Raw genomic sequence first — 25,392 nt, 5'->3', positions numbered from 1 at the left:
CTTGCTACTGAGGGTGCTTTTTGGGTATATGTCGGATAAGAGACACTACGGAACGTACCCGCTTGGTTTCGCGAAGTGGGGTGAAGGTCGTACCCTCCCATAGTGACCTAATGGGGGTTCTGTTACCGATGACTGACCCAACCGACACCCGCGACACCGGACCACGCGTCGGCACGCCGCTGTGGGGGTTCCTCGCGGGCATCACCGTGATCGGCTTCACCGCCCTGCTGGTGGCCATGCTCAGGCTCGACCCCGCCGGCCTGGCCGAGCTGGCACGCGGACCGCTGTTCTGGGTGCTCGCGGTGCTGGTGATATTGGGCGAGCTGCGGCCCGTGATGGTGTCGTCCGCGACCACCGTGGGCGGCACGTACCCGTCCACCATGTTCACCTTCGCCGTGCTGCTGCACTTCGGGCTGCCGGTGGCGGTGCTGATGCAGGCCGTCGCGGTGACCATCAACGGCGTCGTGACCCGCAGGTCGTGGCATCGGGTCATGTTCAACATCGCTCAATCCACGCTCGCACTGACCGCCGCCGCCGTGGTGCTGGGCACGTTCGGGATCATGCCGAGCCCGGCCAGGCCGTGGGTGCCGGGCGGCGGTGACCTGCTGCCGATCGGGCTGGCCGGGGTGGCGTACTTCGTCACCAGGGCCGCCCTCGTCTCCGGCGCGGTCGCGCTGCACGAGCGGCGCTCGATCACGCGCGTGCTGCGGGCCACCGCCGGCCCCCAGAGCCTCGTGTACGCCGGGCTGCTGGGCCTCGCGCCCCTCGTCGTCGTGGTGATGAACCACTCGCCCGGCCTTGTGCCCCTGTTCGTCGCCCCCTTGGCCGCCGTCTACTTCACCGCCACGCTGTCCATGCGCCGTGACCACCAGGCCCTGCACGACGAGCTGACAGGCCTGCCCAACCGCAAGATGCTCATCGTCAGCACCGAGGAGGCGCTGGCCGAGGTGCGCCAGGACGAGCGGGTCGGCCTGTTCCTGCTCGACCTCGACCGGTTCAAGGAGGTCAACGACACGATGGGCCATCCCGTGGGCGACCGGCTGCTGCAGATGGTCGCCCATCGGCTGACCCACTCCGTGCGTCCCGGTGATGTCGTGGCCCGGCTGGGCGGCGACGAGTTCGCCGTGCTGCTGCCCTCGATCAGGGACGCCCACGCCGCCAGGGAGGTGGCGGCCCGGCTGCGGGCGGCGCTGACCGAGCCGGTGCGCCTGGAGGGCATGACCTTCGACCTCGACGGCTCCGTCGGGATCGCCCTCTACCCCGACCACGCGCCCGACTTCGAGCTGCTGCTCCAGCGTGCCGACGTGGCCATGTACCTGGCCAAGGAGGGACGCACCGGCGTCGAGCTCTACCAGGCCGACAAAGACCGCAATTCCCCCGAACGCCTCACGCTCCTCGGCGACCTGCGCCGCGCCATCGACAACGGCGAGCTGCGCCTGCACTATCAGCCCAAGGTCGGGCTGCGTTCCGGGGACGTCCAGGGCGTGGAGGCGCTGGTGCGCTGGCGGCATCCGGTGCACGGGCCGATCGGGCCGTCGGAGTTCGTGCCGCTGGCCGAGCAGTCGTACCTGATGCGGCAGCTCACCGCGTACGTGATCGAGGAGGCCCTCAAGCAGGCCGCGGCCTGGTGGCACAGCGGGCTGCGGGTGCAGATCTCGGTCAACATCTCCGCCCGCGACCTGCTCGCCTCGGCCCTGCCCGATCAGCTGGAGGTCGGGCTGGCCCGTTACGGGCTGCCGCCCGCGGCCGTCCAGCTGGAGGTCACCGAGCGCATCCTGACCGGCGACCAGGCCTACACCCAGGAGACCATCAAGGCGCTGGCCACCCTCGGCGTCCCGCTGGCCATCGACGACTTCGGCACCGGCTACTCCTCGCTCATCCGCCTGCAGCGGCTGGCCGTGTCGGAGGTCAAGATCGACTCCTCCTTCGTCCGCAGGATCGCCGAGTCGGAGGACGACTACCGGATCGTCCGCTCCATCGTCGACCTGGTCCGCTCGCTCGGGCTGAGGTCCGTCGCGGAGGGCGTGGAGTCGGACGAGGTGGCGATCCGGCTGGCGGAGATGGGCTGCGACGTCGGCCAGGGCTGGCTGTTCTGCCGCCCCCTGCCGGCCGCCGAGGCCACCGCCTGGCTGCGCGAGCAGGCGGACCCGTCGGTGGAGTACGGCTACCAGCCCGAGGTAAGCAGCTCCGCCTGACAAGCCTGACAAGCCTGACACGCCGGACGTGCCGGACGTGCCGGACGTGCTGGACGCGCCTGATCCGCTTGACGCGCCACTCCGGCGCGACCGCCGGACGCGTTGCCTCGTGCGACGCCGCGTGTTGCCGTCGAGTTAACCGTTCGGGCCCAATACGTCAAGCCCCCTAGGATGGCAGTGTCCACAGACTCCATCCACGAAACGGGTTCAACGACTCATGTCCGCCATAACCCGCGACGAGGTCGCACACCTGGCCCGGTTGTCCAGGCTGGCGCTCACCGACGACGAGCTCGACCACTACGCCACCCAACTCGACCAGATCATCGAGTCGGTCGCCAAGGTGTCCGAGGTCGCCGCCGACGACGTGCCGCCTTCGTCGCACGCGCTTCCGCTGACCAATGTCTTCCGTGCCGACGAGGTGCGACAGTCCCTGACGCCCGACCAGGCGCTCTCCGGCGCCCCTGCCGTCGAGGACGACCGCTTCCGTGTGCCGCGCATCCTCGGGGAGGAGGCATGAGTCTGATCCGTAAGACCGCCGCCGAGCTGGGCTCGCTGATCGCCGCGGGCGAGGTGTCGGCCGTCGAGGTGGCCGAGGCCCACCTCGACCGGATGGCCGAGGTCGAGCCGAAGGTCAAGGCGTTCCTGCACGTCGATCGTGAGACGACGATCGAGCAGGCGCGCGCCGTCGACACCAGGCTCAGGGCCGGCGAGAAGCTCGGCCCGCTGGCCGGGGTGCCGATCGCGCACAAGGACATCTTCACCACGCGCGACATGCCGACGACGGCCGCTTCCAAGATCCTCGAAGGCTGGCGGCCCCCTTATGACGCGACCGTCACCGCGCGCCTGCGCGAGGCCGGCCTGGTCATCCTGGGCAAGACCAACCTCGACGAGTTCGCCATGGGCTCCTCCACGGAAAACTCCGCCTACCAGGTGACCCACAACCCGTGGGACCTGAGCAAGGTGCCCGGCGGCTCGTCCGGCGGGTCGAGCGCCGCCGTGGCCGCCTACGAGGCGCCGCTGTCCACCGGCACCGACACCGGCGGCTCCATCAGGCAGCCCGCCTCGGTGACCGGCATCGTGGGCATGAAGCCGACCTACGGCGGCTCCTCCCGCTACGGCCTGATCGCCTTCGCCAGCTCGCTCGACACGCCGGGCCCGTTCGCCCGCAACGTGCTCGACGCGGCGCTGCTGCACGAGGCGTTCTCCGGCTACGACCCGATGGACTCCACCTCGGTCGACGCCCCGGTGCCCTCGGTGGTCGAGGCCGCCAGAAACCCCGACGTCTCCGGCATGCGGATCGGCGTCGTCAAGGAGTTCGCCGGCGAGGGCTTCCAGCCCGGCGTCCTGGCCCGCTACAACGAGGCCGTGCACCTCCTGGAGTCGCTCGGGGCCAAGGTCGTCGAGGTCTCCTGCCCGTCGTTCACGACCGCGCTGCCGGCGTACTACCTGATCGCGCCCTCGGAGTGCTCGTCCAACCTGGCCCGCTTCGACGCCATGCGTTACGGCCTGCGCGTGGGCGACGACGGCACCCGCAGCGCCGAGGAGGTCATGGCGCTGACCAGGGCCGCCGGCTTCGGCCCCGAGGTCAAGCGGCGCATCATGCTCGGCACGTACGCGCTGTCCAGCGGCTACTACGACGCCTACTACGGCCAGGCCCAGAAGGTGCGCACGGTCATCTCGCGCGAGTTCGAGGCCGCCTACCAGCAGGTCGACGTCCTGGTCTCGCCGACCACGCCCACCACGGCCTTCCCGATCGGCGAGCGCACCGACGACCCGATGGCGATGTACCTCGCCGACCTGTGCACCATCCCGTCCAACCTGTCGGGCAACGCGGCCATGTCGGTCCCGTGCGGCCTGGCCGACGAGGACGGCCTGCCGGTGGGCCTGCAGATCATGGCCCCGGTCCTGGGCGACGACCGCTGCTACCGCGTCGGCGCCGCCGTGGAGCAGGCCCTGGAAAGCCACTGGGGCGGCGGCCTGCTGTCCAGGGCGCCGGAACTGTAGGACGAGAGGGGGACGGCGGCATGCTCACGCGCATCGAGATCGACGGCTTCAAGTCCTTCCTGGACTTCACCCTCGACGTGCCGCCGTTCCTCGCCCTGGTCGGGCCCGATTCGAGCGGAAAGTCCAACCTGCTGGACGCCCTGGCCTTCGCTCGCGCGGCGATCGGCGCAGGACTGCCGCACACGCGCGGCGGTGAGGACCCGCTGCTCGACGCGCGGCGGGGCAAGCCGCAGGAGCACTTCCACCAGCCGGCGGGGCGCCCTCCGGTGTCGCGGTTCGCCGTCCGGGTGGAGGCTGAGGTGAGCGTCGAGAGCCGGAGCGAGGACGTACGCGCCGTCATGGAAGCCCGTCGCGAATCGGGCGACTGGTCCCTCGAAGTGACGCCCGAGGGGGCACGCCAGAAGGTGTGGCCGTACGAGGTGGCGTCCTGGCACTTCCACGTCCCGGATCCGCAGGCCATGCGGCGGCCGGTCACGGCGTTCAACCAGCGGCCGCTCACCGAGGACGCCGGCAACCTGGCGGCCGTGCTGGGCCGGATGGAAGTCACAGGTGAGCTGGACGATCTGATGGTGGATCTGTCCGCTCTGGTGCCGGACGCCACAGGTGTGCGCCCGATGCTGGACGAGCGTGAGCAGGAGTGGTCGTTCGACATCCTCGTCGATCACGAGCCCATGCCGGGCCGGCTGGCCTCCGACGGCACGCTCCGGGTGCTCGCCCTGCTGGCGGCGCTTTACGACGAGTCCTCCGCCGGCCTGCTCATGGTGGAGGAGATCGAGAACGGCCTGCACCCCAGCAGGCTCGGGCAGCTGCTCGAAAGGATCTCGCAGCGGGTCGGACGATCAGGGAGGTTGTGGCGGCAGGTCATCCTGACGACCCACTCGCCCGTCGCGGTGTCGAGCCTTTACCGGACCGCACCCGACGCGCTGGTCTTCCTCGACTCGGTCTGGCGGACGGGCGGCGGCAACCCCCGTTCCCGCGTCACCGTGGCCAAGCCGGTACGCCAGGAAGGCGAGCCGGGCACCTTCGTCTCCCCGCGGCAGGTTCGTGGCGTATGCCGCATGGGTGGACGCCACCTCCAAGGCGCTGAGGAACCATGGCTTTCTCTGAGCGCCGAAGCGATAGCTTGAAACGCAACGATCTGAACTAAGGACCTCACCATGACTGCCGGTACGCTCATGCCGTACGACGAAGCGCTCGACCGGTTCGAGCCGGTGCTCGGCCTGGAGACGCATGTCGAGCTGGGCACCAAGTCGAAGATGTTCTGCGGCTGCAAGACGACCTTCGGCGCCCCGCCCAACACGCAGGTCTGCCCGACCTGCCTGGCGTTCCCCGGGGCGCTGCCGGTGGCCAACGCCGCCGCGATCGAGTCGACGATCCGCATCGGCCTGGCGCTCAACTGCTCCATCGCCGAGTGGTGCCGCTTCGCCCGGAAGAACTACTTCTATCCGGACATGCCGAAGAACTACCAGATCTCGCAGTACGACGAGCCGCTCTGCTTCGACGGCTACCTCGACGTCGAGATCGAGGGCAAGACCGTGCGGATCGAGATCGAGCGGGTGCACCTGGAGGAGGACACCGGCAAGTCCACGCACGTGGGCGGCGCGACGGGTCGTATCCACGGGGCCGACTACTCGATCGTCGACTACAACCGGGCCGGCATCCCGCTGGTCGAGATCGTGACCAAGCCCATCCCCGGCACCGACCGGCTGGCGCCCGAGGTGGCCAAGGCCTACGTGACCGAGCTGCGGGAGGTCATGCGCTCGCTGGGCGTCTCCGACGTGCGCATGGAGGAGGGGTCGCTGCGGTGTGACGTCAACGTCTCGCTGATGCCGCGCGGCTCGTCCGAGTGGGGCACCCGTACGGAGACCAAGAACGTCAACTCGCTGCGCAGCGTCGAGCGGGCCGTCAGGAGCGAGATCGAGCGGCAGGCCGCCGTGCTCGCCGGGGGCGGGAAGATCGTTCAGGAGACCCGCCACTTCCACGAGGACACCGGCGGCACCACGTCCGGCCGGTCCAAGGAGGAGGCGCAGGACTACCGCTACTTCCCCGAGCCCGACCTGGTGCCGATCGCGCCCGACCGCGCCTGGGTGGCGGAGCTGAAGGCGGCGCTGCCCGAGCTGCCGTCGGTCAAGCGCAAGCGGCTGCAGGCCGAGTGGGGCCTTTCCGACCTCGACATGCAGGCGATGCACAACGCCGACGCCATCGAGCTGGTCGAGGCCACGGTCGCGGCCGGCGCGCCCGCGGCCGACGCGCGCAAGTGGTGGATGGGTGAGCTGGCGCGGCGGGCCAACGAGACCAGCACGCCGCTGTCCGACCTGCCCATCACCCCCGAGCAGATCGCCAGGGTGACCGAGCTGGTGGCCTCAGGCGCGCTCAACGACAAGCTGGCGCGCGAGGTCCTCGAAGGCGTGATGGCCGGCGAGGGCACGCCGGACGAGGTGGTCGAGAGCCGCGGGCTGAAGATCGTCAACGACGAGGGCGAGCTGTCGGCGATCATCGACCAGGTGCTGGCCGACAACGCCGACGCGGCCGAGAAGGTGCGGTCCGGGAAGATCGCCGCCGCCGGTGCGCTGGTGGGTGGCGTGATGCGGGCGAGCAAGGGCAAGGCCGACGCGGCCCGCGCCCGGCAGCTGATCCTGGAGAAGCTCGGCGTCCAGGAGTAGAGCCCGGGTTGGGGTACCCGTCCTCGCACGGGTGTTCTGGGGTGGATTTCCGGGCGTTTCGGTACGGCAGCAGGCGGCCCCGTCGGTCCTGGTGGATCGACGGGGCCGGGTGGTCGGCCGGGGGAGGCGTCCGTTACTCCCCGGCCGACGTGGCTGCGGTCTGGCGGCGGCCGGCTAGCTTTCTGAACAGCGGGGTGAGCAGGGCGAGGGCGGCCAGCACCAGCAGCACGACCGCCACCGGGCTGCCGACGAGCACGCTCACGTCCCCTGCCCCGATCGCCAGCGCCCGGCGTAGCTGGATCTCCGCCATCGGCCCCAGGATCATGCCGATCACCGCGGGGGCGACGGGCAGGCCGAAGCGGCGCATGGCATAGCCGAGCAGGCCGAGCAGGTACAGCACGAACAGGTCCACCACGGTGCCGTTCAGCGCGTAGACGCCGAGGGCGGCGAAGAGCACGATCCCGGAGTACAGGTACGGCCGGGGCACGCGCAGCACCTTGGCCCACAGCGGAGCCAGCGGCAGGTTCAGCACCAGCAGCATCGTGTTGCCGATGAACAGCGACGCGATCATGCCCCAGACCAGCGCCGGGTTGTGGTCGAAGAGCTGAGGGCCGGGCTGCAGGCCGTACTGCTGGAAGGCGGCCAGCAGGATCGCGGCCGTCGCGGACGTGGGCAGGCCCAGAGTGAGCAGCGGGACGAGGGTGCCGGCCGCCGAGGCGTTGTTGGCCGCCTCGGGACCCGCCACCCCCTCGATGGCCCCGTTGCCGAACTCCTCGCGGGCCGTGCCGCGCGCCAGGCGCTTCTCGGCCGCGTACGACAGGAACGTGGGGATCTCCGCCCCGCCGCCCGGCAGGGCGCCGAACGGGAAGCCCAGGGCGGTGCCGCGCAGCCACGGGAACCAGGAGCGGCGCCAGTCGGTACGGCCCATCCACGCCCGCCCGACCGGCACCACCTCCGGAGGCGCGTGCCGCAGCCGGGAGGCCACGTAGAGGGCCTCGCCGAGCGCGAAGAGGCCCACGGCGACGATCACCACGTCGATGCCGTCCAGCAGTTGCGGGATGCCGAGCGTGAGCCTGGCCTGCCCGGTCTGCTGGTCGATGCCGATCAGACCGATCACCAGGCCGAGGCCGAGCGAGGCCAGGCCGCGCACGATCGAGCGCGACAGCACCGACGAGACGGCGGTGAAGGCCAGGATGGCCAGGGCGAAGTAGTCCTCCGGACCGAAGGAGATGGCGAAGTCGACCACGGCGGGCGCCGCCACGACCAGCAGCGCCGTGGCGATGGTGCCGGCCACGAACGAGCCGATCGCGGCCGTGGCCAGCGCCTGGGCGGCCCGGCCCCGCCGAGCCATCTTGTTGCCCTCCAGCGCCGTGATCATGGACGCGGACTCGCCGGGGGTGTTGAGCAGGATGGAGGTGGTCGAGCCGCCGTACATGCCGCCGTAGTAGATGCCGGCGAACATGATGAACGCGCTGGCCGGCGGCACCGTGAAGGTGATCGGCAGCAGCAGCGCCACCGTCATCGCGGGCCCGATGCCGGGCAGCACGCCGACGAGGGTGCCGAGGGTGACGCCGATGAGCGCGTACATGAGGTTGACGGGGGTGAGCGCGGCGGCGAAGCCGTCGAGCAGCAGCTGGAACGAGGTCACCTCAGATCACCCCCTCCAGCGGCCCGCCGGGCAGCGTGACGCCGAGCCCCTTGACGAACAGCAGGTACGTCGTCACCCCCATGACCACCGCGACCACGGCCGCGCGGGACTTGTGCTCGGCGCCCAGCGCCACCGACAGGGCGAAGAACAGCAGGCTCGCGCCGATGATCCAGCCGAGCACGTTCAGCAGTGCGGCGAAGGCCAGGAAGATGCCGCTGACCAGCCCGACGCCGCGCCAGTCCGTGGGCGCCTCGACGTCCACGTCCTCGCTCTCCTCGGGGTCGCCGTGCCCGCCGCGCAGGACGTCGGCGACGTAGAACAGGCCGATGAGCACCATGGCGCCGCCCACCAGCATGGGGAAGAACCTCGGCCCGATGCCGAGCTGGGAGGCCGCCGCGGAGACGTCGAGCGTGCCCACCACGACGAGCACGCCCAGCACCAGTACGACGATCGCCAGCCCGAGCTCGGGCCGCCACCAGCGGGTCATCAGGAAACGAGCCCCATCTCGGCGATGATCGCCTTCACCCGGGTCTGCTCGGACGCCAGGTAGTCGGTGAACTGCTGCCCGGTCTGGAAGGAGTCGATCCAGCCGTTCTTGGCCACCGCGTCCTTCCACGGCTGCGCCTCGTGCATCTTGGTGACCAGGTCGGTCAGGGCCTTCTTGTCGGCCTCGGACAGCCCGGCGGGGGCGACGAAGCCGCGCCAGTTGGCCAGCTCCACGTCCAGGCCGCCCTCCTTCAGCGTGGGCGCGTCCAGGTCGGGCAGCCGCTCGCCCGAGGTGACGCCCAGGGCGCGCAGCTTGCCGGACTTCACGTGCTCGGCGAACTCGGCCACGCCCGAGATGCCCGCGCTGACCTTGTTGCCGAGCAGCTCGTTCAGGGCCTCGCCGCCGCCGGAGTGGGCGATGTAGTTGACCTGCTTGGGGTCCACGCCCGCGGCCTTGGCCATCAGGCCGGCCACGATGTGGTCGGTGCCGCCGGCCGAGCCGCCCGAGATGGACACCTTCGCCGGGTCGGCCTTCCAGGCCGCCACCAGATCGGCCAGCGACTTGAACGGGGACGCGGCCGGCACCACGACCAGCTCGTACTCCTCGGTCAGCTTGGCGATGGGCGTGGTCTCGGAGAGCGTGACCTTGGACTTGTTCTGCTCGATGGCGCCCACCATGACCAGGCCCATGGTCATCAGCAGGTTGCCGTTGCCCTTCTCGCCGGCCAGCTGGGCCAGCCCGATGGTGCCGCCGGCGCCGGGCACGTTGAACACCTCGACCTTGCGCTGCGGATCGGCGCTCTTGAACGCCTGCTCCGCCACGCGAGAGGTCTGGTCCCAGCCGCCGCCGGGGGCGGCCGGAGCCATGATCCGCAAGGCGGAGGCGCCGGCGGAGGTGCCGCCGGAGGCGCCGCAGCCGGTCATCGCGCCGAGGGAGAGTGCCGCGAGTGCGGCGAATACGCGCAAGCGCATGATCACTCCAGGGGGTGTGCTCACATAGGTTGGACTGGCATGGTGATTTCCGGCGCGCGAGGCGTCGAGCCTTTGCGCGGTTGCCGTCGTAGTGGTCGTATTGGTCGCGTCGGATAGCGGCGAAAGAGGCAAAAGAGGCGAAAGAGCCGCGGACAGAACGTGGGTATCGGCCGCGACCAGGCCGTGACCTCCGTTTGTTTCCATGAGCAGGGTGAGACGAGTGCGTGACGCGTCCCTCGGGACGCAGCTCTTCGTGCTCCAGATGGTGATCGTGCTGCTCGCCGCCGGGGGCACGGCGGGAGTGTGGGCCGAGCACACGAGAAATCAGCTCGACTCGCTCTACCAGCAGCGGGCGCTGGCCATCGCGCAGTCGGTGGCCGCGCTGCCGCAGGTACGCGAGGCGTTCAAGCTGGCGAGCCCGGAGACCGTGCTGCAACCGCTGGCGATGAGCGTCCAGCAGGAGACCGGCGCCGACTACGTGGTGATCGCCAACGCCGATCAGAAGCGCTACGCCCACCCCAACGCCGCGCTGATCGGCAAGACGTTGTCCACCGACGGCACCCTCGTCCTGCGTTCGGGCCGGAGCTGGGTGGGCACGGAGACCGGGACGATCGGCACCACGGTCAGGGGCAAGACACCCATCCGCGACGAATACGGCACCGTCATCGGCCTCGTCTCCGTCGGCGTGCTGGAGACCACGGTCGACAGCCAGCTCACCCACGCCCTGCCGCCGCTCATCTGGACCGCGCTGGCCGTGCTGCTGGCCGGGCTCGCACTGGCCGCGCTGATCACCGCGCGGGTGCGCAAGCAGACGTTCGGGCTGGAGCCGCGCGAGATCGCCGCGCTGCTGGAGCAGCGCGAGGGCGTGCTGCACGGCGTCAAGGAGGGCGTGCTCGCGCTCGATCTGAACGGAAGGGTCACGCTGGTCAACGACGCCGCCCGCGAGCTGCTCGGCGACGTCGGCGCGGACCTGACGCAGATGCCGGTCTCCGAGCGCATGCGCGACGTGCTCGGCGGCGCCGACCCGGGCGAGGACCGCGTCGTGCTGCACGGTGAGCGGGTGCTGGTGCTCAACCGCACCCCCGTCTGGGTACGCGGCCGCCACCGCGGCTGGGTGGTCACCCTGCGCGACCGCACCGAGCTGGTCCGCCTGGCCCGCGAGCTCGACGACACCAGCAGCGCCACGGACGCGCTGCGGGCGCAGGCGCACGAGTTCGCCAACCGGCTGCACACCGTGGTGGGGTTGCTCGAACTGGGCGAGCACGATGCGGCGATCGGCTTCATCACCCGCACGACCGGCAGCACGTACGCCACCGACCTGCGCGAACGCATCCAGGACCCGACTCTCGCGGCGCTGCTCATGGCCAAGTCGGCCGAGGCGTCCGAGCGCGGGGCCCGGCTCGTGCTCTCCGACGACTCCTCGGTGCCCGAGGGCCTGATCGGCGACCCGAGGGACGCGGTGCTGGTGGTCGGCAACCTGGTCGCCAACGCCATCGACGCCCTCGACGGCGCCGAGGGCACGATCGAGGTGTCGCTGCAGGCCGACGCCGGCGGGCTGCGCGTCCGGGTCGGCGACTCCGGCCCCGGCATCGCGCCCGACCTGGTGGAGGAGGTCTTCAGGGAGGGCTTCACCACCAAGGCCGCCCATTCGGGGCCGCGCGGGCTCGGGCTGGCGCTGACCAGGCAGGCGTGCCTGCGCAGAGGCGGCTGGGTCCGGGTACAGAACTCGGGTGGCGCCGTCTTCACCGCCCTGCTCCCGGCGAACGGGGCGAAGAACGGCGCCAAGAACGGAGCTGCGACCGGCGCCGCGAACGAGGCTGCGAACGAGGCTGCGCATGGGGCGAAGGACGAGGCTGTGGACGGGGCGAGACGGTGACACGCACGCCGATCCGCGTGGTGGTCGTGGACGACGACTTCATGGTGGCCCGCATCCACAGCGGCTACGTGGCCCGCGTGCCGGGCTTCACCGTCGTCTCGACGGCGCACACCGGGGCCGACGCGCTCGCCGCGGTTGCCGAGCTGCGGCCCGATCTCGTGCTGCTCGACATCTACCTGCCCGACATGTCGGGCTTGGAGGTGCTCAAGGCCCTGCACGACGTGGACGTCCTCATGATCAGCGCCGCCCGCGACATGCCCACGGTCAGGGAGGCGATGCGCGGCGGCGCGGTCAACTACCTCATCAAGCCGTTCACCGCCGCCGCCCTGACCGAGCGCCTCCAGCAGTACGCCGACACCCGCCGGCGCCTGACCGCGATCGGCGCCGAGGCGCGCCAGGACGACGTGGACCGGCTTTTCGGCACGGCCAAGAGCTCGGCCGCCATGCCCAAAGGGCTGTCCGCGGCCACGTGCGCGCTGGTCGCCGACACCCTGCGTGAGGCCGGCCGCGACCTGTCGGCGGCGGAGGCCGCCGAGCTCACCGGCCTGTCGCGGGTGAGCGCCCGCCGCTATCTCGAACACCTCTGCGCGGTGGGGCAGGCGGAGTTCCGGCCGCGTTACGGCACGGCCGGACGACCGGAACATCGCTACCGGTGGCTAGGTTGACACACTTCCGTAGCCGATTCCCGTGACATATGCGGATCCGCGTGCCTTACTGTTGCCTGAGACTTGGCTGCGGACCGGGAGGAGATTGAGGCGTGCGTAACGCCGGACCGATCGAATCACCAACCGACCCGTTCGCCTCGGTGCCACTCCCCACGTCGGGCGTCTCCAAGAAGCCGCGGATCGAAGGGCTGCCTCCGGGAGTCTCCCGGGACATCTTCGGCCCGCCGGGCAGACAGGAGGCGCGGCCGGCCCAGGGCCCGAGCGCCCCGGGCGGACCTTCGGGCAAGAACGCGCTACCGCCGGTGGCGCCGCCCGCCCAACCCTGGCCCATGGTCGGCAAGGAGTCGCCGCCCCCGGCGTTCGGGGGTTCGCCGGAGCGGCCGCCCGCGTACGAGCCCGAGCCGCCGAAGCGCAGCCGGGTGCTGCCCGGGGTGATCACGGTCGTGCTGATGCTGGCGGCGCTGGCCTACGTGGTGCCCGCCGTGCTCATGTCCGGTTCTGTGTTACGCGGCACGCACGTGGCCGGGGTGGACATCGGCGGCCTCACCGTGACGCAGGCGGCCGACAAGCTCCGCAGCGAACTGGCCACCAAGCTCAGCAAGCCCGTGGTGGCCGAGATCGGCGACAACAGGGAGACCATTCAGGCCGACGAGGCCGGGCTAGAACTGGACGTGGTCGGCACCATCGGGCAGGCGCCCAGCGGGTTCCCCAGCCCGCAGGAGGTGTGGCGCGGGCTCACCGGCACGACCGAGCTCCAGCCGAAGATCTCCGTCGACGCCTCCCAGCTCACCAGGACCGTCGACGGCATGGCCGAGGCCGCGGACAAGCGCGCGCGCGAGGGCCGGGTGACGTTCACCGGCCTGGTGCCCAAGGCGCACCTGCCCCAGGACGGCGTGCTGCTCGACCGGGACGACGCCGTCAAGCGGATCAGCGACGCCTTCCTCAACGGCGGCGGCACGGTGGTCCTCACGCTCAGGCCGGCCAAGCCCGTCACCACCCCCGAGTCCGTCGAGACGGCGGTCGAGAAGGCGAAGGCGGCGGTCGCCGCCCCCCTGACCCTGACGCTCGACGACAAGCAGACGCAGATCCCCCCGGCCACGATCGCCGCCAACCTGACCTACGTGGCCGGCGGTGACGGCGCGCTCGTGCCCGAGTTCAACGCCAAGGCCGTACTGGCCGCAGCGCAGAGCAGCCTTGTGGACGCGGCCCAGCAGCCGCGCGACGCCACGTACCGGATCGTGGACGGCAAGCCGGTCCTGGTCCCCGCGCGCGTCGGACGCGGGATCAACGACAAGCTGCTGGCCAGGGACGCGGAGAAGGTGTTCGACCAGGGCGGCGTCCGGACGATCCCGGTCCGGCTCGGCACCGTCGCGCCCGCCGTGCAGACCTCGGAGATCCAGGGGCTCGGCATCAGGGAGGTCGTGGGCCAGTTCACTTCGACGTTCGACTGCTGCCAGCCCCGGGTGAAGAACATCCAGCGGATGGCGCAGGAGCTCGACGGGCACATCGTCAAGAGCGGTGACACGTTCTCGCTCAACGACTTCCTCGGTGAGCGGACGATCGAGGACGGATACGTCGAGGCCGGGCAGGTCGTCGGCGGCCGGACGGTGAACGTGGTCGGCGGCGGCCAGTCGCAGTTCGCGACGGCCCTCTACAACGCGGCGTTCTTCGGCGGGTTCGAGGACGTCGAGCATCAGGCGATGGACTACTTCGCCGAGCGCTATCCGGCGGGGCGCAGCGTGGCGCTGCTCTACCCGGACGTGGACCTGAAGTGGCGCAACGACTCCGACCAGGGCGTGCTGATCAAGACCGCCTTCACCGAGACGTCCGTCACCGTGACGCTGTGGAGCACCAAGCGCTTCGACAAGGTCGAGGCCGTGGAGTCGGAGCGCAGGGACTTCACGCCGTTCCGGCGCGAGACCAGCTCCGCGCCCGGCTGCCTGCCCACCACGGGACAGCAGGGGTTCACGATCGACGTGACCCGCGTGTTCCACAAGGACGGCAAAGTGGCCAAGAAGGACAAGAAGCTGACCACCAAGTACCGCCCGCAACCCCAGATCGCCTGCACCGGCGTCCCGCGCTGAGAGATCGGGTCCTCGGCGCTCAGATCGCCGAGGGCCCGCGCGGACGTACGCCCGTGGTCAGGACGGGGTCATGACGGGGTGACGGACATGATCCGGTCGTCGCCGTCCCTGACCGAGCCGCGCCCGTCCTTGTTGCTGGTCCCGACCCAGAGCGTGCCGTCGGGAGATGTGGTGACCGCGCGCAGCCGGCCGTATCGGTCGGTGAAGTGGGCGGCGGGCGTGCCGGCCGAGCCGTCGCCGCTCAGCGGGATCTGCCACAGCCGCTCGCCCCGCAGCGCCCCCATCCACAGCGAGCCCTTCGCGTACGCCAGCCCCGACGGCGAGGCGTCGGAGGTGGGCCAGGTGAGGATCGGGTTCGTGTAGCGGTCGTCGTCGCCGCGCCCCTCGACCTGCGGCCAGCCGTAGTTGGCCCCCGGCTTGATCAGGTTCACCTCGTCGTAGGTGCTGGCCCCGAACTCCGAGGCGTACAGGCGGCCGGAGTCGTCCCAGGCCAGGCCCTGGACGTTGCGGTGGCCGTAGCTGTAGACCAGCGTGCCGAACGGGTTGCCGGGCGCGGGCGCGCCGTCCGCGGTCATGCGCAGGATCTTGCCGCCGAGCGAGTCCCGCCGCTGGGCCATGTCGCGGTCGCCGGTCTCGCCGGTGGTGGCGTACAGGAAGCCGTCGGGGCCGAACGCGAGCCGGCCGCCGTTGTGGATGCCGCCCTTCGGGATGCCCTCGACGATGACGCGCCGGTCGGTGAGGCGGTCACCGTCGAGGCGGTAGCGGACGATCCGGTTGTCCTGATCTGCCGTGTGGTAAAGGAAGATTTGTCCCTCTCTGACGGCAATGCCCATCAGGCCGCCCTCGCCGTCCGGCCGTACGTCCTCGATCGTGCCCAGTTCCGTCACCGCGCCCGCCGGGCTCACCCGTAGCAGCCGGGCCGAGTCGCGCTCGGTCACGAGGGCGTCGCCGCCGGGCAGGAACGCGATTGCCCACGGGACGGCCAGCCCGGTCACAACGTCCTTGGGGTCGCCGGGGGCGGCCCCGGCGGACACGGCCGCCGTGGGGAGCGCCTCAGCGCCGCCGCCGTAGGAGCCGGAACAGCCGGTGAGCGCCGCCAGCAGCGCGATCGTCCAGAGCTTCCTCATGTGTTCCATACTGACCCCGGAGTCGTAAGGTTCTCGGCATGAAGACCTGGGTTCCGTATGTTTCGGTGGCCGATGTACTGTCCGACCTCCCCGGCGTCGAATGTGCGGTCTATGACGGCACGTCCGCGATGCCGGACGGGGTGGGCGACGTGGAGGTGTGGATCCCGCCGCTCATCCCCGTGCCCGACGTGCCGGGGACGCTGGCCAGGATGGGCTCGCTCAAGCTGCTGCAGACCGTGACCGCCGGCGTGGAGGCGTACCGGCCCCACATGCCCCCGGGCGCGGTGCTGTGCAACGCGCGCGGGGTGCACGACGCGGGCACCGCCGAATGGGCGGTGGGCGCCATGCTGGCGGTCGTCAGGGAGTTCCCCGGGTTCGTGGACGCGCAGCGCAGGGGGGAGTGGACCTACCACCACACCGGTGTGCTGGCCGACTCGCGCGTGCTCATCGTGGGCTACGGCTCCATCGGCGCCGCGCTGGAGCGCCGGCTCGACGGGTTCGAGGTGGAGGTCGTCCGAGTGGCGCGCGGCGCCCGCGACGGCGTGCACGCCATGCACGAACTGCCCGCGCTGCTGCCGGAGGCGGACGTCGTCGTGCTGCTGGTGCCCGCCACTCCGGCCACCGCCGGCATGGTGGACGCGGCGTTCCTGGCGCGGATGAAGGACGGCGCCGTGCTCGTCAATGCCGCCCGCGGCGGGATCGTCGACACCGACGCGCTGCTCGCGGAGCTCAAGAACGGCAGGCTGCGCGCCGCGCTCGACGTGACCGCGCCCGAGCCGCTGCCCGAGGGACACCCCCTCTGGGGCGCGCCGGGCCTGCTGATCACGCCGCACGTCGCGGGCAGCACGCCCGCGTCGGAGCGGCGGATGCTGCGCCTCATGAGGGCCCAGTTGCAGCGCTATCTCGCCGGCGAATCGCTGGTCAACGTCATCACCGACGCATATTGAGAGGATCCCGGAACGTGGCTGGTCCGTGACCTTCGGTGCGTACGGTTGCGTTTGCAGGGAGTTCCTGACTGACTGTCAAGGGACTCTTGGCGGCAAATGGTCTGTGTGGTTATCAGATCGGTGACGACATCGGCGTTGTCACCACCCGCGCACCCGAGACCGCACACACTGGCGAAGTGATCGACCGGGCTTCGGCGGTCGCAGGTGCAGGGTTCGAGACGGGATGGGCAACGACTGTGATCCGCTGGCGTGATCCACGGGTGCCGCCGGCCGCTGCGGCGGCGGCAGGAGCGGTGGTGTTCGCCGCTGCCGTCCTGGCGCAGGCCCCGGCCTTGGTCACCGGCGCGGTCGCCGGAGGGCTGGCGGCGCTGATCGCCGCGGGCTCCCTGCTGTTCGCCTCGGTGAAGCAGGCCGATCACCGGCCGACGGCGATGGGCGCGCGCTGGATGGGCGGTGGGTCGGTCATCTGGGCCGCCGGGGTGGCGCTGCAGACGGTCGCCGAAGGCTTCGTGGCCAGTTTCGCCGACATGTTCGTGCTGCTCGGCACGGTGGTCACGGCGGGCGGCGCGCTGATCGCCGCCGACCGCAGATTTCCGGCCAGAGTCGCTTTACGGCAGCTCACGGACGCCTATCTGAGCGCCGCTTCACTGTTTCTCGTCGGCTGGGTGGTCGCGCTGCGCCACGTCTACGCCGAGACGGCCGATCCGCCCGCTTTCACGCTGGTGATGCTGCCGCCGATGATCGCGCTGCTGGTGACCTGCGCCGTGATCCCTTCGGTGGTGAGCAGCAGGTCATCGTCCTGGCTGCTCGGCCTGGCCGGGGTGGGCGTGCTGGCCACGATGACCGTGGCCGGCGTGGGGCAGGCGGTGGCCCGGCTGATGGACGGTGATCCGCAGCTGTGGAGCGTCCTGCTCGCGCCCGTCGCGCTGCTGCTGCTGGCGGCCGTCCCGTGGGGCCCGAAGGCCGGTGAGTCCGCCCGCCCTGGCGTCGGCCACGCGGTCGGGGTGGCGCCGCTGGCGCTGGTCGCCGTGGCCGCCGTCACGCTGCTGGCGCACCAGGCCGGCGGGCAGGCGGGGCCGGCGGTGACCGGCGTCGTGCTGGTCGCCGTCTCCATAGTGCTGCTCCTGCTGGTGCGCCTGTTCGTGCTCTCCGCGGTCAACGTACGCCTGCGCGGCCTGGTCAAGCTGGGCGACCGCCAGCTCAGGGAGCTGGCCGAGAGCACCGGCGACGTGGTCTTCGCCTGCGACTACCAGGGCGTGGTGCGCGAGATCGGCCCGGGGGTCGAGGTCACCTACGGCTACTGCCCCGACGAGCTGATCGGCGGCTCGATCTTCGACTACATCCACCCTGAGGACGTGCCGGGCATCCAGGCCGCCATGCGCGCCATGCACCTCGACGAGGAGAACGCCGCGCCCGGCACCTGCCTCATCGCCTGCCGGGTGCGCGCGGCCGACGGCACCTGGCGTCCCACCGAGTCCGTGGCCACCCGCAGGGTCGGCGGCGACGAGCGGATGCTGGTGACGACCAGAGACGTCAGCGACCAGGAGGCGCTGCGCAACCAGGTCGCCCACCTCACCTTCCACGACGGCGTCACCGGCCTGCCCAACCGCGCCTACTTCGAGGAGCGCACCCGCGAGGTGCTGGCCGGGCGCACCTCGGGCACGGCCAACGTGGCGGTCATCTTCCTCGACCTCGACGGGTTCACCTCGGTCAACGACTCGGTCGGCCACGCCAGCGGCGACTACCTGCTCGGGCAGGCGGCCCGCAGGCTGCGCGGGGCCGTGCGCCCCGACGACACGCTGGCCAGGTGGGGCGGCGACGAGTTCGCCGTGCTCGTGGAGACCGGCGGCGAGGCGCAGGTGGCGGTCGATCTGGCCGAGCGGCTGGTCGGCGCCGTCTCGCAGGAGCCGTTCCGGGTCGCCGACCGCGACGTGGCGATCACCGCGAGCGTGGGCGTGGCCTTCGCGGAGGACGACCAGCCCGCGGGCGACCTTATGCGTAACGCGGATGTGGCGATGGCGCGCTCCAAGGAACTGGGCGGGCGGCGGGTCGAGGTGTTCGCCGCGCAGATGCACGCCGACGTCGTACGCCGCCTCGAACTGGCCGCCGACCTGCAGCGGGCGCTGATCGAGCAGCAGTTCGCGATCGAGTACCAGCCGGTGGTCGACCTGGCCACCTCGCGGGTGACGGCCGTCGAGGCGCTGGTGCGGTGGTGGCGCGGGTCGGTGTTCGTGCCGCCCGAGCAGTTCCTCGGCCCGGCCGAGGACACCGGGCTGATCGTGCCGCTGAGCGAGTGGATCCTGCGCGAGTCGTGCCGCGAGGTGGCCGCCTGGCGGGCCTCCTCCTGGGACATCGGGCTGTCGCTCAACCTGTCGGCGCGCCAGATCATGGCGCCCAGGTTCGTCGAGACCGTGGAGGAGGCGCTGGCCGAGAGCGGGCTGCCCGCCGCCGCGCTCACCCTTGAGGTGATCGAGGAGATGCTGGTCGAGGACGCCGAGGAGACGATCAAGCGGCTGTCGGAGCTGCGCGCGCTCGGGGTGCGCCTGGCCATCGACGACTTCGGCACCGGCTACGCCTCGCTGGCCTTCCTGCGGCAGCTTCCCGTCGACATGATCAAGATCGACCCGTCGTTCGTGTCCGGGCTGGGCCGCGACGACACGCTGACCCTGCTCACCCGCACGATCGTGCGGCTCGGCCACGACCTCGGGCTCATCGTGGTGGCCGAGGGCATCGAGCGCCCCGAGCAGCTCGAACTGCTCAAGCAGATGGGCTGCACGCGCGGGCAGGGGTTCCTGGTGGCGCGGCCGATGGCGGCGCGGGGAGTCGACTCGCTGCGGCGGACGAGTCTCACCGTTTGAGACATGTGTCCACCAAGTTGACACTGGGGCGTTCGGAGCGGCTATGGTGTAAGCCATGCTTCGCAGTGAGATTCTCGTAGTACTTCGCCGGCGCGCAGGCCGATAGCGAAGCACGACGACCTGCGCGCCGCCCCAGACCCGCCACCTGGCGGGACGGGGCATTTTTTATGTCCTTAAGCGAGTAGCCACGCAAGGAACGAGCCGATGACCGAACGGATGACAGGTGCACAGGCCCTGGTCAGGGCGCTGGAGCACGTGGGAGTCGACACAGTGTTCGGGATCCCGGGCGGTGCCATTCTGCCGGCCTACGATCCTCTCTACGACTCGACCAAGGTCCGTCACGTGCTCGTACGCCACGAGCAGGGGGCTGGGCACGCGGCCGAGGGCTACGCGCAGGCCACCGGCAAGGTCGGGGTGTGCATGGCGACCAGCGGCCCCGGCGCCACCAACCTGGTGACCCCGATCGCCGACGCCTATATGGACTCGGTGCCGATCGTGGCCATCACCGGGCAGGTGGCCAGCGCCGCCATCGGCACGGACGCCTTCCAGGAAGCCGACATCTCCGGCATCACCATGCCGATCACGAAGCACAACTTCCTGGTGACCGATCCTGCGGACATCGCCCGTACGATCATGGAGGCCTTCCACATCGCCTCCACCGGCCGTCCCGGCCCGGTCCTCGTGGACATCTCCAAGGACGCGCTGCAGTCCGAGACCTCCTTCAGCTGGCCGCCCACCATGCAGCTCCCGGGCTACCGCCCGGTCACCAGGCCCCACTCCAAGCAGATCCGCGAGGCCGCCAAGCTGATCACGGAGGCGAGCCGGCCCGTCCTGTACGTCGGCGGCGGCGTCCACAAGGCCCGCGCCGCGGCCGAGCTGCTGCACCTGGCCGAGCTGACCAACATCCCCGTCATCACGACCCTGATGGCCAGGGGCACCTTCCCCGACAGCCACCCCCAGCACATGGGCATGCCGGGCATGCACGGCAGCGTCTCGGCCGTCGGCGCGCTGCAGAAGTCCGATCTGATCATCGGCCTGGGCGTGCGCTTCGACGACCGGGTCACCGGAAACCTGGCGTCCTTCGCCCCCTACGCGAAGATCGTGCACGCCGACATCGACCCGGCGGAGATCTCCAAGAACCGCCACGCCGACGTGCCGATCGTGGGCGACTGCAAAGAGGTCATCACCGACCTCATCGCCGCCATCGAGGCGTCCGGCCAGAAGGGCGACTACGCCGACTGGTGGACGATGCTCAACGGCTACAAGCAGACCTACCCGCTGGGCTACGACGAGTTCGAGGACGGCTCGCTGGCCCCTCAGTACGTCATGGAGCGGCTGAGCGCCATCGCCGGTCCCGACACGTACTACGTGGCCGGGGTCGGGCAGCACCAGATGTGGGCCTCGCAGTTCATCGGCTACGAGAACCCGGGCACGTTCATCAACTCCGGCGGCCTCGGCACCATGGGCTTCGCCGTCCCGGCCGCGATGGGCGCGAAGATGGGCCGCCCCGACGCCACCGTGTGGGCCATCGACGGCGACGGCTGCTTCCAGATGACCAACCAGGAGCTGGCCACCTGCGCCCTGGAGGGCGTGCCGGTCAAGATCGCCGTCATCAACAACGGTAACCTCGGCATGGTCCGCCAGTGGCAGACGCTCTTCTACGACCAGCGTTACTCCAACACCGACCTGCAGACGGCACGCCGCATCCCGGACTTCGTCAAGCTGGCCGAGGCCTATGGTTGTGTGGGCCTGCGATGCGAACGTCCCGAGGACGTGGACGCCGTCATCAAGAAGGCCATGGAGATCAACGACGTGCCCGTCGTGGTCGACTTCGTCGTCCACCAGGACGCGATGGTCTGGCCCATGGTCGCGGCGGGCACCAGCAACGACGACATCAAGATCGCCCGTGACATGGCGCCGAAGTGGGAGAACGAGGATGAGTAGACACACGCTGTCGGTGCTGGTCGAGAACCGCCCCGGCGTCCTGGCACGCGTGTCGGCGCTGTTCAGCCGGCGCGGCTTCAACATCGACTCCCTGGCCGTCGGGCCGACCGAGCACGACGACATCTCCCGCATCACGATCGTGGTCAGTGTGGAGGAGTTGCCGCTTGAGCAGGTCACGAAGCAGCTCAACAAGCTGGTGAACGTGCTCAAGATCGTCGAGCTGGACCCTTCGCAGTCGGTGCAGCGCGAGCTGATGCTGATCAAGGTCAAGGCCGACTCCGAGAGCCGCTCCCACGTGCTGGAGCTCGTCCAGCTCTTCCGGGCCCGCTGCGTGGACGTGGCGGCCGACGCGGTGACCATCGAGGTCACCGGCACTCCCGACAAGCTCGAGGCCTTCGTCAAGGTGCTGGAGCCGTTCGGGATCAAAGAACTCGTCCAGTCGGGCATGGTGGCCATCGGCCGCGGCGCCCGTTCCATCACCGACCGGTCCCTCAGGGCACTGGACCGTACCGCCTGAAAGGTTTTAGCAAGTGACCGAGATCTACTACGACGACCAGGCCGACCTGTCGATCATCCAGGGGCGCCACGTGGCCGTGCTGGGGTACGGCAGCCAGGGCCACGCCCACGCGCTCTCCCTGCGTGACTCCGGCGTCGACGTGCGCGTCGGGCTGCCCGAGGGCTCCAAGAGCCGCGAGAAGGCCGAGAACGACGGCCTGCGCGTGCTCACGCCCTCCGAGGCGGTCGAAGAGGCCAACCTCACGATGATCCTCGCGCCGGACCACATCCAGCGCCACCTCTACGCCGAGCACGTCGCCCCCAACCTGGTCGAGGGCGACGCGCTGTTCTTCGGCCACGGTCTCAACATCCGCTACGGGCTGATCGAGGCCCCCGAGGGCGTCGACGTGTGCATGGTGGCCCCCAAGGGCCCCGGTCACCTCGTCCGCCGCCAGTTCGAGGCGGGGCGCGGCGTCCCGGTGCTCGTCGCCGTCGAGAAGGACGCCTCGGGCAAGGCGCTCGACCTCGCGCTCTCCTACGCCAAGGGCATCGGCGGCACCCGCGCCGGCGCGCTGCGCACCACGTTCAAGGAGGAGACCGAGACCGACCTGTTCGGTGAGCAGGCCGTGCTCTGCGGCGGCGTCTCCGAGCTGATCAAGGCGGGCTTCGACACCCTCATCGAGGCCGGCTACCAGCCCGAGGTGGCCTACTTCGAGTGCCTGCACGAGATGAAGCTCATCGTCGACCTCATGTACGAGGGCGGCATCTCCAAGATGTACTGGTCGGTCTCCGACACGGCCGAGTACGGCGGCTACACCCGCGGCCCGCGCGTCATCACCGACGAGACCCGTCAGGAGATGCGCCGCATTCTGTCCGAGGTCCAGGACGGCACCTTCGCCCGGCAGCTGGTCGAGGAGTTCGACGGCGGCCAGAAGGAGTTCCAGCGCTACCGCGGTGAGCTGTCCGAGGACGCGATCGAGAAGACCGGCGCCAAGCTTCGCCCGATGATGAGCTGGCTCAAGGCCTGACCGCCTGAACGCCTGAACCGCTCAACGGCTGAACTGCTCTACGGCTGGGTGCCTGAACGGGTGAAACGGCCTGGACGGCCGAGCGCCTGAACGGCCGGATGCCTGAACGAACGCGAGCCGCGGCGGCTGGAGGATCTCCTCCGGCCGCCGCGGTTTTTTGTCGCCCGCGACCCCCGCACAAGCACCCATAGGGGAGGTATGGTTTTCATATGTCAGAAATTTCTTTCACGTGTCAGAGGAGACACCATGACGATGAAGGCCATCCGCTACCACGCTTACGGCCCGCCTGACGTCATCGAGCTGCGTGACGTGGCCAAGCCCGTGCCGGGTGACGGCGAGGTGCTGGTCCGGGTCCGCGCGGCCGCGGTCAACCCGGGCGACCACCACCTGCTCAGAGGCAGCCCGTACATCCTGCGCGCGATGGCGGGCCCGGCCCGGCCGAAGCTGCCCGGGCTCGGCAAGGACCTGGCCGGCGTGGTGGAGGCGGTGGGCGGGGGCGTCATGGCGTACGAGCCCGGCGACGAGGTCTTCGGCTGCGCCCAGGGCACCTTCGCCGAATACGTCACCGTGCGCGCGGACGGGCCGCTGGCGCGCAAGCCCGCCGCGTTGACGTTCGAGCAGGCCGCCGCCCTGCCCACCTCGGGGCTGACCGCGCTGCGGGCCCTGCGCGGGGAAGGGCGGGCGGGGCGGCGGGTGCTGGTCAACGGGGCCTCGGGCGGCATCGGCACGTGCGCGGTGCAGCTCGCCAAGGCGTACGGGGCCGAGGTGACGGGCGTGTGCAGCCGCGGGAACGCCGACCTGGTCCGCTCGCTCGGCGCCGACCACGTCATCGACTACGGCAAAGAGGACTTCACCCGCACCGGCCGCCGATACCACCTCATTCTCGACAACGTGGGCAACCGTTCGGTGGCCGACCTGCGGCGCGCTCTCACCCCCGACGGGATTCTCATCCCCAACAGCGGCACCGGCGGCGGGCCCTGGTTCGGGGTGATGGGCCGCCTCATCCGCCTCAAGGCGATGTCCCCGTTCGTCCGCCACACGTTCGTCACCTTCGTCACCAAGGAGAACGCCGCGGACCTCGACACCCTGCGCGAGCTGGTCGAGACGGGCAAGCTCACCCCCGTCATCGACCGGACCCACCCGCTGAGCGAGGTCCCGGAAGCCATCACCCACTTCGAAGGGGGCCACGCGAGGGGCAAGGTCGTCATCACGCTCTGACGACCACGCCAGAGGCAAGGTCGTCATCACGCGCTGACGAGCGCCGCCAGGCGGCGGGCGGAGCCTTACCGCCGGGGAGGGGGCCGGAGCCCGTCGAGGATGATCCGGGCGAGGTGGGTGGAGCGTTTGGGGCTGGTGTCCGCGCCGGCGTGCCGGATCGCGGCGAAGGCGCCGGCGACGATCGCCATCACCTCGTCGACGGTCACGTCTTCGCGTACGACGCCGGCCTGACGAGCACGATCGAGCAGGCGCGCGACCTGGTGCGTGAGGCCGGCGGCGGCGTCGGGAGCGGCGTCGCGCAGGTCGAACTCGGCGGCCGTGAGCGCGCTCTTCACCGCCGCGTTCTCCGCCCCCGAGGCCATCATCCGGGACAGCAGCGTGAACAGCGCGGCCGGATCGTCTGTGGCGGCGAGCGCCTCTCCTTCGGCGACCAGCCGCCTGATCTGGTCGATCGCGACGGCCAGGTAGAGCGCCTGCTTGGTGGGGAAGTGCCGGTGGACGGTGCCAGGGCCGACCCCCGCGCGGCGGGCGATCTCGTCGAGCGAGATGCCGAGGCCCTGAGCGGCGAACAGCCGTTGTGCGGTCGCCAGCACCTGCTCACGGTTGCGGCGCGCGTCGGCCCGCGGCTCCCGGTCGGTCACGGGATCCGCCGGCGGCTCGGCTGGCACGGGTCCGTGGCTGGACGTCTCACCGCCCTAGCTTAACCGGGGCGCCGCCCCGTATGCTCATCGGATAAGCGGGGCGACGCCCCGGTTAGCTGGCCGTCTGGCCGTCAGGTGAGCCGGCCGAGGACGAGGAGGGGCCTTCGATGACCACCCGCGAGGAAGCCGGCGCCCTGGTGCGGCGGATGCAGGACTGTTTCAACACCCGGCGGTTCGACCAGGCCGCCGAGCTGTTCACGCCCGATTTCCGCAACCATCCGCTCGGCGCCACCGGGTTCGAGGCGGGCCGGGCGGCCTGGGTCCAGGTCGTCGCCCGGTTTCCGGAGATGCGGGTGGTCGCCGACGACATTCTGATCGACGGTGACAAGGTGGCCGTCCGCTCGTCCGTCGAGGGAATGGGCGCCCAAGGCGATGCCCGTCCCGTGCTCATCGAGATTTTCCGCATCGACGACGGCCGGCTCGCGGAGACCTGGGGCGTCACCGAGGGCCCGGATCCGCGCCGCTGAGCGATAAAGTCGAG

The 25,392-nt window shown here is 70.6% G+C and carries 20 protein-coding genes; 15 read left to right on the top strand and 5 right to left on the bottom strand.

Annotated features, from left to right (window positions below; translation table 11 throughout):
* Positions 1–128 precede the first annotated feature (128 nt).
* The 5 genes from AB0C27_RS26720 to gatB all read left to right on the top strand — a co-directional run bounded on the left by AB0C27_RS26720 (position 129) and on the right by gatB (position 6,862).
* Positions 129–2,195 carry an EAL domain-containing protein gene (locus AB0C27_RS26720; protein ID WP_357848564.1) on the top strand — a complete coding sequence of 689 codons (2,067 nt, stop codon included), beginning with the start codon at positions 129–131 and terminating at the stop codon, positions 2,193–2,195.
* Positions 2,196–2,412: 217 nt separating this feature from the next.
* Positions 2,413–2,712 (top strand): Asp-tRNA(Asn)/Glu-tRNA(Gln) amidotransferase subunit GatC, encoded by a 300-nt coding sequence (gatC, locus tag AB0C27_RS26715; RefSeq protein WP_106249377.1) that lies wholly within the window; start codon positions 2,413–2,415, stop codon positions 2,710–2,712.
* Positions 2,709–4,199: an Asp-tRNA(Asn)/Glu-tRNA(Gln) amidotransferase subunit GatA gene (gene gatA / locus AB0C27_RS26710; RefSeq protein WP_357848561.1), complete on the top strand. Its 1,491-nt coding sequence runs from the start codon at positions 2,709–2,711 to the stop codon at positions 4,197–4,199. Before gatC ends, gatA begins: the two co-directional genes overlap by 4 nt.
* 20 nt (positions 4,200–4,219) lie before the next feature.
* Positions 4,220–5,326, top strand: a complete 1,107-nt coding sequence (locus AB0C27_RS26705) for an AAA family ATPase (RefSeq protein ID WP_357848559.1) — start codon at positions 4,220–4,222, stop codon at positions 5,324–5,326.
* A 30-nt stretch (positions 5,327–5,356) separates the two neighbouring features.
* Positions 5,357–6,862 (top strand): Asp-tRNA(Asn)/Glu-tRNA(Gln) amidotransferase subunit GatB, encoded by a 1,506-nt coding sequence (gatB, locus tag AB0C27_RS26700; protein ID WP_357848557.1) that lies wholly within the window; start codon positions 5,357–5,359, stop codon positions 6,860–6,862.
* Between the two features lie 133 nt (positions 6,863–6,995).
* Here gatB and AB0C27_RS26695 read toward each other — a convergent pair whose 3' ends face one another.
* The 3 genes from AB0C27_RS26695 to AB0C27_RS26685 are packed head-to-tail and all read right to left on the bottom strand — an operon-like array spanning position 6,996 to position 9,968.
* Positions 6,996–8,510, bottom strand: coding sequence for a tripartite tricarboxylate transporter permease (locus AB0C27_RS26695; protein WP_357848555.1), 1,515 nt, complete (start codon positions 8,508–8,510; stop codon positions 6,996–6,998).
* 1 nt (position 8,511) lies between these two features.
* A complete protein-coding gene (locus tag AB0C27_RS26690) occupies positions 8,512–8,997 on the bottom strand; it encodes a tripartite tricarboxylate transporter TctB family protein (RefSeq protein WP_357848553.1) in 486 nt (161 codons plus the stop codon).
* A complete protein-coding gene (locus AB0C27_RS26685; RefSeq protein ID WP_357848551.1) occupies positions 8,997–9,968 on the bottom strand; it encodes a tripartite tricarboxylate transporter substrate binding protein in 972 nt (323 codons plus the stop codon). Before AB0C27_RS26685 ends, AB0C27_RS26690 begins: the two co-directional genes overlap by 1 nt.
* A 220-nt stretch (positions 9,969–10,188) precedes the next feature.
* On the opposite strand from AB0C27_RS26685, the gene AB0C27_RS26680 reads away from it, so the two are divergent.
* The 3 genes from AB0C27_RS26680 to AB0C27_RS26670 all read left to right on the top strand — a co-directional run bounded on the left by AB0C27_RS26680 (position 10,189) and on the right by AB0C27_RS26670 (position 14,593).
* Entirely contained in the window at positions 10,189–11,844 is a 1,656-nt protein-coding gene (locus AB0C27_RS26680) for a sensor histidine kinase (protein ID WP_357848549.1), read from the top strand.
* A complete protein-coding gene (locus AB0C27_RS26675; protein ID WP_357848547.1) occupies positions 11,841–12,509 on the top strand; it encodes a response regulator in 669 nt (222 codons plus the stop codon). Before AB0C27_RS26680 ends, AB0C27_RS26675 begins: the two co-directional genes overlap by 4 nt.
* Positions 12,510–12,601: 92 nt before the next feature.
* A complete protein-coding gene (locus AB0C27_RS26670) occupies positions 12,602–14,593 on the top strand; it encodes a VanW family protein (RefSeq protein WP_357848545.1) in 1,992 nt (663 codons plus the stop codon).
* Positions 14,594–14,661: 68 nt separating this feature from the next.
* Here the strand turns inward: AB0C27_RS26670 and AB0C27_RS26665 are convergent, their stop codons facing one another.
* Entirely contained in the window at positions 14,662–15,720 is a 1,059-nt protein-coding gene (locus AB0C27_RS26665) for a PQQ-dependent sugar dehydrogenase (protein ID WP_357848543.1), read from the bottom strand.
* A 38-nt stretch (positions 15,721–15,758) separates the two neighbouring features.
* Between AB0C27_RS26665 and AB0C27_RS26660 the strand changes: the two genes are divergently transcribed.
* The 6 genes from AB0C27_RS26660 to AB0C27_RS26635 all read left to right on the top strand — a co-directional run bounded on the left by AB0C27_RS26660 (position 15,759) and on the right by AB0C27_RS26635 (position 24,210).
* A complete protein-coding gene (locus tag AB0C27_RS26660) occupies positions 15,759–16,667 on the top strand; it encodes a 2-hydroxyacid dehydrogenase (RefSeq protein WP_357848541.1) in 909 nt (302 codons plus the stop codon).
* 296 nt (positions 16,668–16,963) lie between these two features.
* The gene (locus AB0C27_RS26655) at positions 16,964–19,525 is read left to right on the top strand and encodes a sensor domain-containing phosphodiesterase (protein ID WP_357848539.1); all 2,562 of its coding nucleotides are present in this window, start codon (positions 16,964–16,966) and stop codon (positions 19,523–19,525) included.
* Between the two features lie 204 nt (positions 19,526–19,729).
* Positions 19,730–21,469: an acetolactate synthase large subunit gene (locus tag AB0C27_RS26650; RefSeq protein WP_357848537.1), complete on the top strand. Its 1,740-nt coding sequence runs from the start codon at positions 19,730–19,732 to the stop codon at positions 21,467–21,469.
* Positions 21,462–21,986 (top strand): acetolactate synthase small subunit, encoded by a 525-nt coding sequence (ilvN, locus tag AB0C27_RS26645; RefSeq protein ID WP_346112063.1) that lies wholly within the window; start codon positions 21,462–21,464, stop codon positions 21,984–21,986. Before AB0C27_RS26650 ends, ilvN begins: the two co-directional genes overlap by 8 nt.
* Positions 21,987–22,008: 22 nt before the next feature.
* A complete protein-coding gene (ilvC, locus tag AB0C27_RS26640) occupies positions 22,009–22,992 on the top strand; it encodes a ketol-acid reductoisomerase (RefSeq protein ID WP_357848899.1) in 984 nt (327 codons plus the stop codon).
* Positions 22,993–23,238: 246 nt separating this feature from the next.
* On the top strand, positions 23,239–24,210 hold the full coding sequence (locus AB0C27_RS26635; RefSeq protein WP_357848535.1) for an NAD(P)-dependent alcohol dehydrogenase: 972 nt from the start codon (positions 23,239–23,241) through the stop codon (positions 24,208–24,210).
* 65 nt (positions 24,211–24,275) lie between these two features.
* Here the strand turns inward: AB0C27_RS26635 and AB0C27_RS26630 are convergent, their stop codons facing one another.
* Positions 24,276–24,878 carry a TetR family transcriptional regulator gene (locus AB0C27_RS26630; RefSeq protein WP_357848533.1) on the bottom strand — a complete coding sequence of 201 codons (603 nt, stop codon included), beginning with the start codon at positions 24,876–24,878 and terminating at the stop codon, positions 24,276–24,278.
* A 140-nt stretch (positions 24,879–25,018) separates the two neighbouring features.
* Between AB0C27_RS26630 and AB0C27_RS26625 the strand changes: the two genes are divergently transcribed.
* Positions 25,019–25,378, top strand: coding sequence for a nuclear transport factor 2 family protein (locus tag AB0C27_RS26625; protein ID WP_346114007.1), 360 nt, complete (start codon positions 25,019–25,021; stop codon positions 25,376–25,378).
* The last annotated feature ends 14 nt before the right edge of the window (positions 25,379–25,392 follow it).

The sequence above is a fragment of the Nonomuraea sp. NPDC048882 genome, assembly GCF_040649755.1.
Lineage (GTDB): Bacteria > Actinomycetota > Actinomycetes > Streptosporangiales > Streptosporangiaceae > Nonomuraea > Nonomuraea maheshkhaliensis.
This window is presented reverse-complemented; position numbering and strand designations above follow the sequence as displayed.

Coding starts and splice junctions, on each gene's coding strand:
- AB0C27_RS26720 (WP_357848564.1), top strand. CDS start 129: ATGACTGACCCAACCGACACCCGCGACACCGGACCACGCGTCGGCACG.
- gatC (WP_106249377.1), top strand. CDS start 2,413: ATGTCCGCCATAACCCGCGACGAGGTCGCACACCTGGCCCGGTTGTCC.
- gatA (WP_357848561.1), top strand. CDS start 2,709: ATGAGTCTGATCCGTAAGACCGCCGCCGAGCTGGGCTCGCTGATCGCC.
- AB0C27_RS26705 (WP_357848559.1), top strand. CDS start 4,220: ATGCTCACGCGCATCGAGATCGACGGCTTCAAGTCCTTCCTGGACTTC.
- gatB (WP_357848557.1), top strand. CDS start 5,357: ATGACTGCCGGTACGCTCATGCCGTACGACGAAGCGCTCGACCGGTTC.
- AB0C27_RS26690 (WP_357848553.1), bottom strand. CDS start 8,997: ATGACCCGCTGGTGGCGGCCCGAGCTCGGGCTGGCGATCGTCGTACTG.
- AB0C27_RS26685 (WP_357848551.1), bottom strand. CDS start 9,968: ATGCGCTTGCGCGTATTCGCCGCACTCGCGGCACTCTCCCTCGGCGCG.
- AB0C27_RS26665 (WP_357848543.1), bottom strand. CDS start 15,720: ATGAGGAAGCTCTGGACGATCGCGCTGCTGGCGGCGCTCACCGGCTGT.
- AB0C27_RS26660 (WP_357848541.1), top strand. CDS start 15,759: ATGAAGACCTGGGTTCCGTATGTTTCGGTGGCCGATGTACTGTCCGAC.
- AB0C27_RS26650 (WP_357848537.1), top strand. CDS start 19,730: ATGACCGAACGGATGACAGGTGCACAGGCCCTGGTCAGGGCGCTGGAG.
- ilvN (WP_346112063.1), top strand. CDS start 21,462: ATGAGTAGACACACGCTGTCGGTGCTGGTCGAGAACCGCCCCGGCGTC.
- AB0C27_RS26635 (WP_357848535.1), top strand. CDS start 23,239: ATGACGATGAAGGCCATCCGCTACCACGCTTACGGCCCGCCTGACGTC.
- AB0C27_RS26625 (WP_346114007.1), top strand. CDS start 25,019: ATGACCACCCGCGAGGAAGCCGGCGCCCTGGTGCGGCGGATGCAGGAC.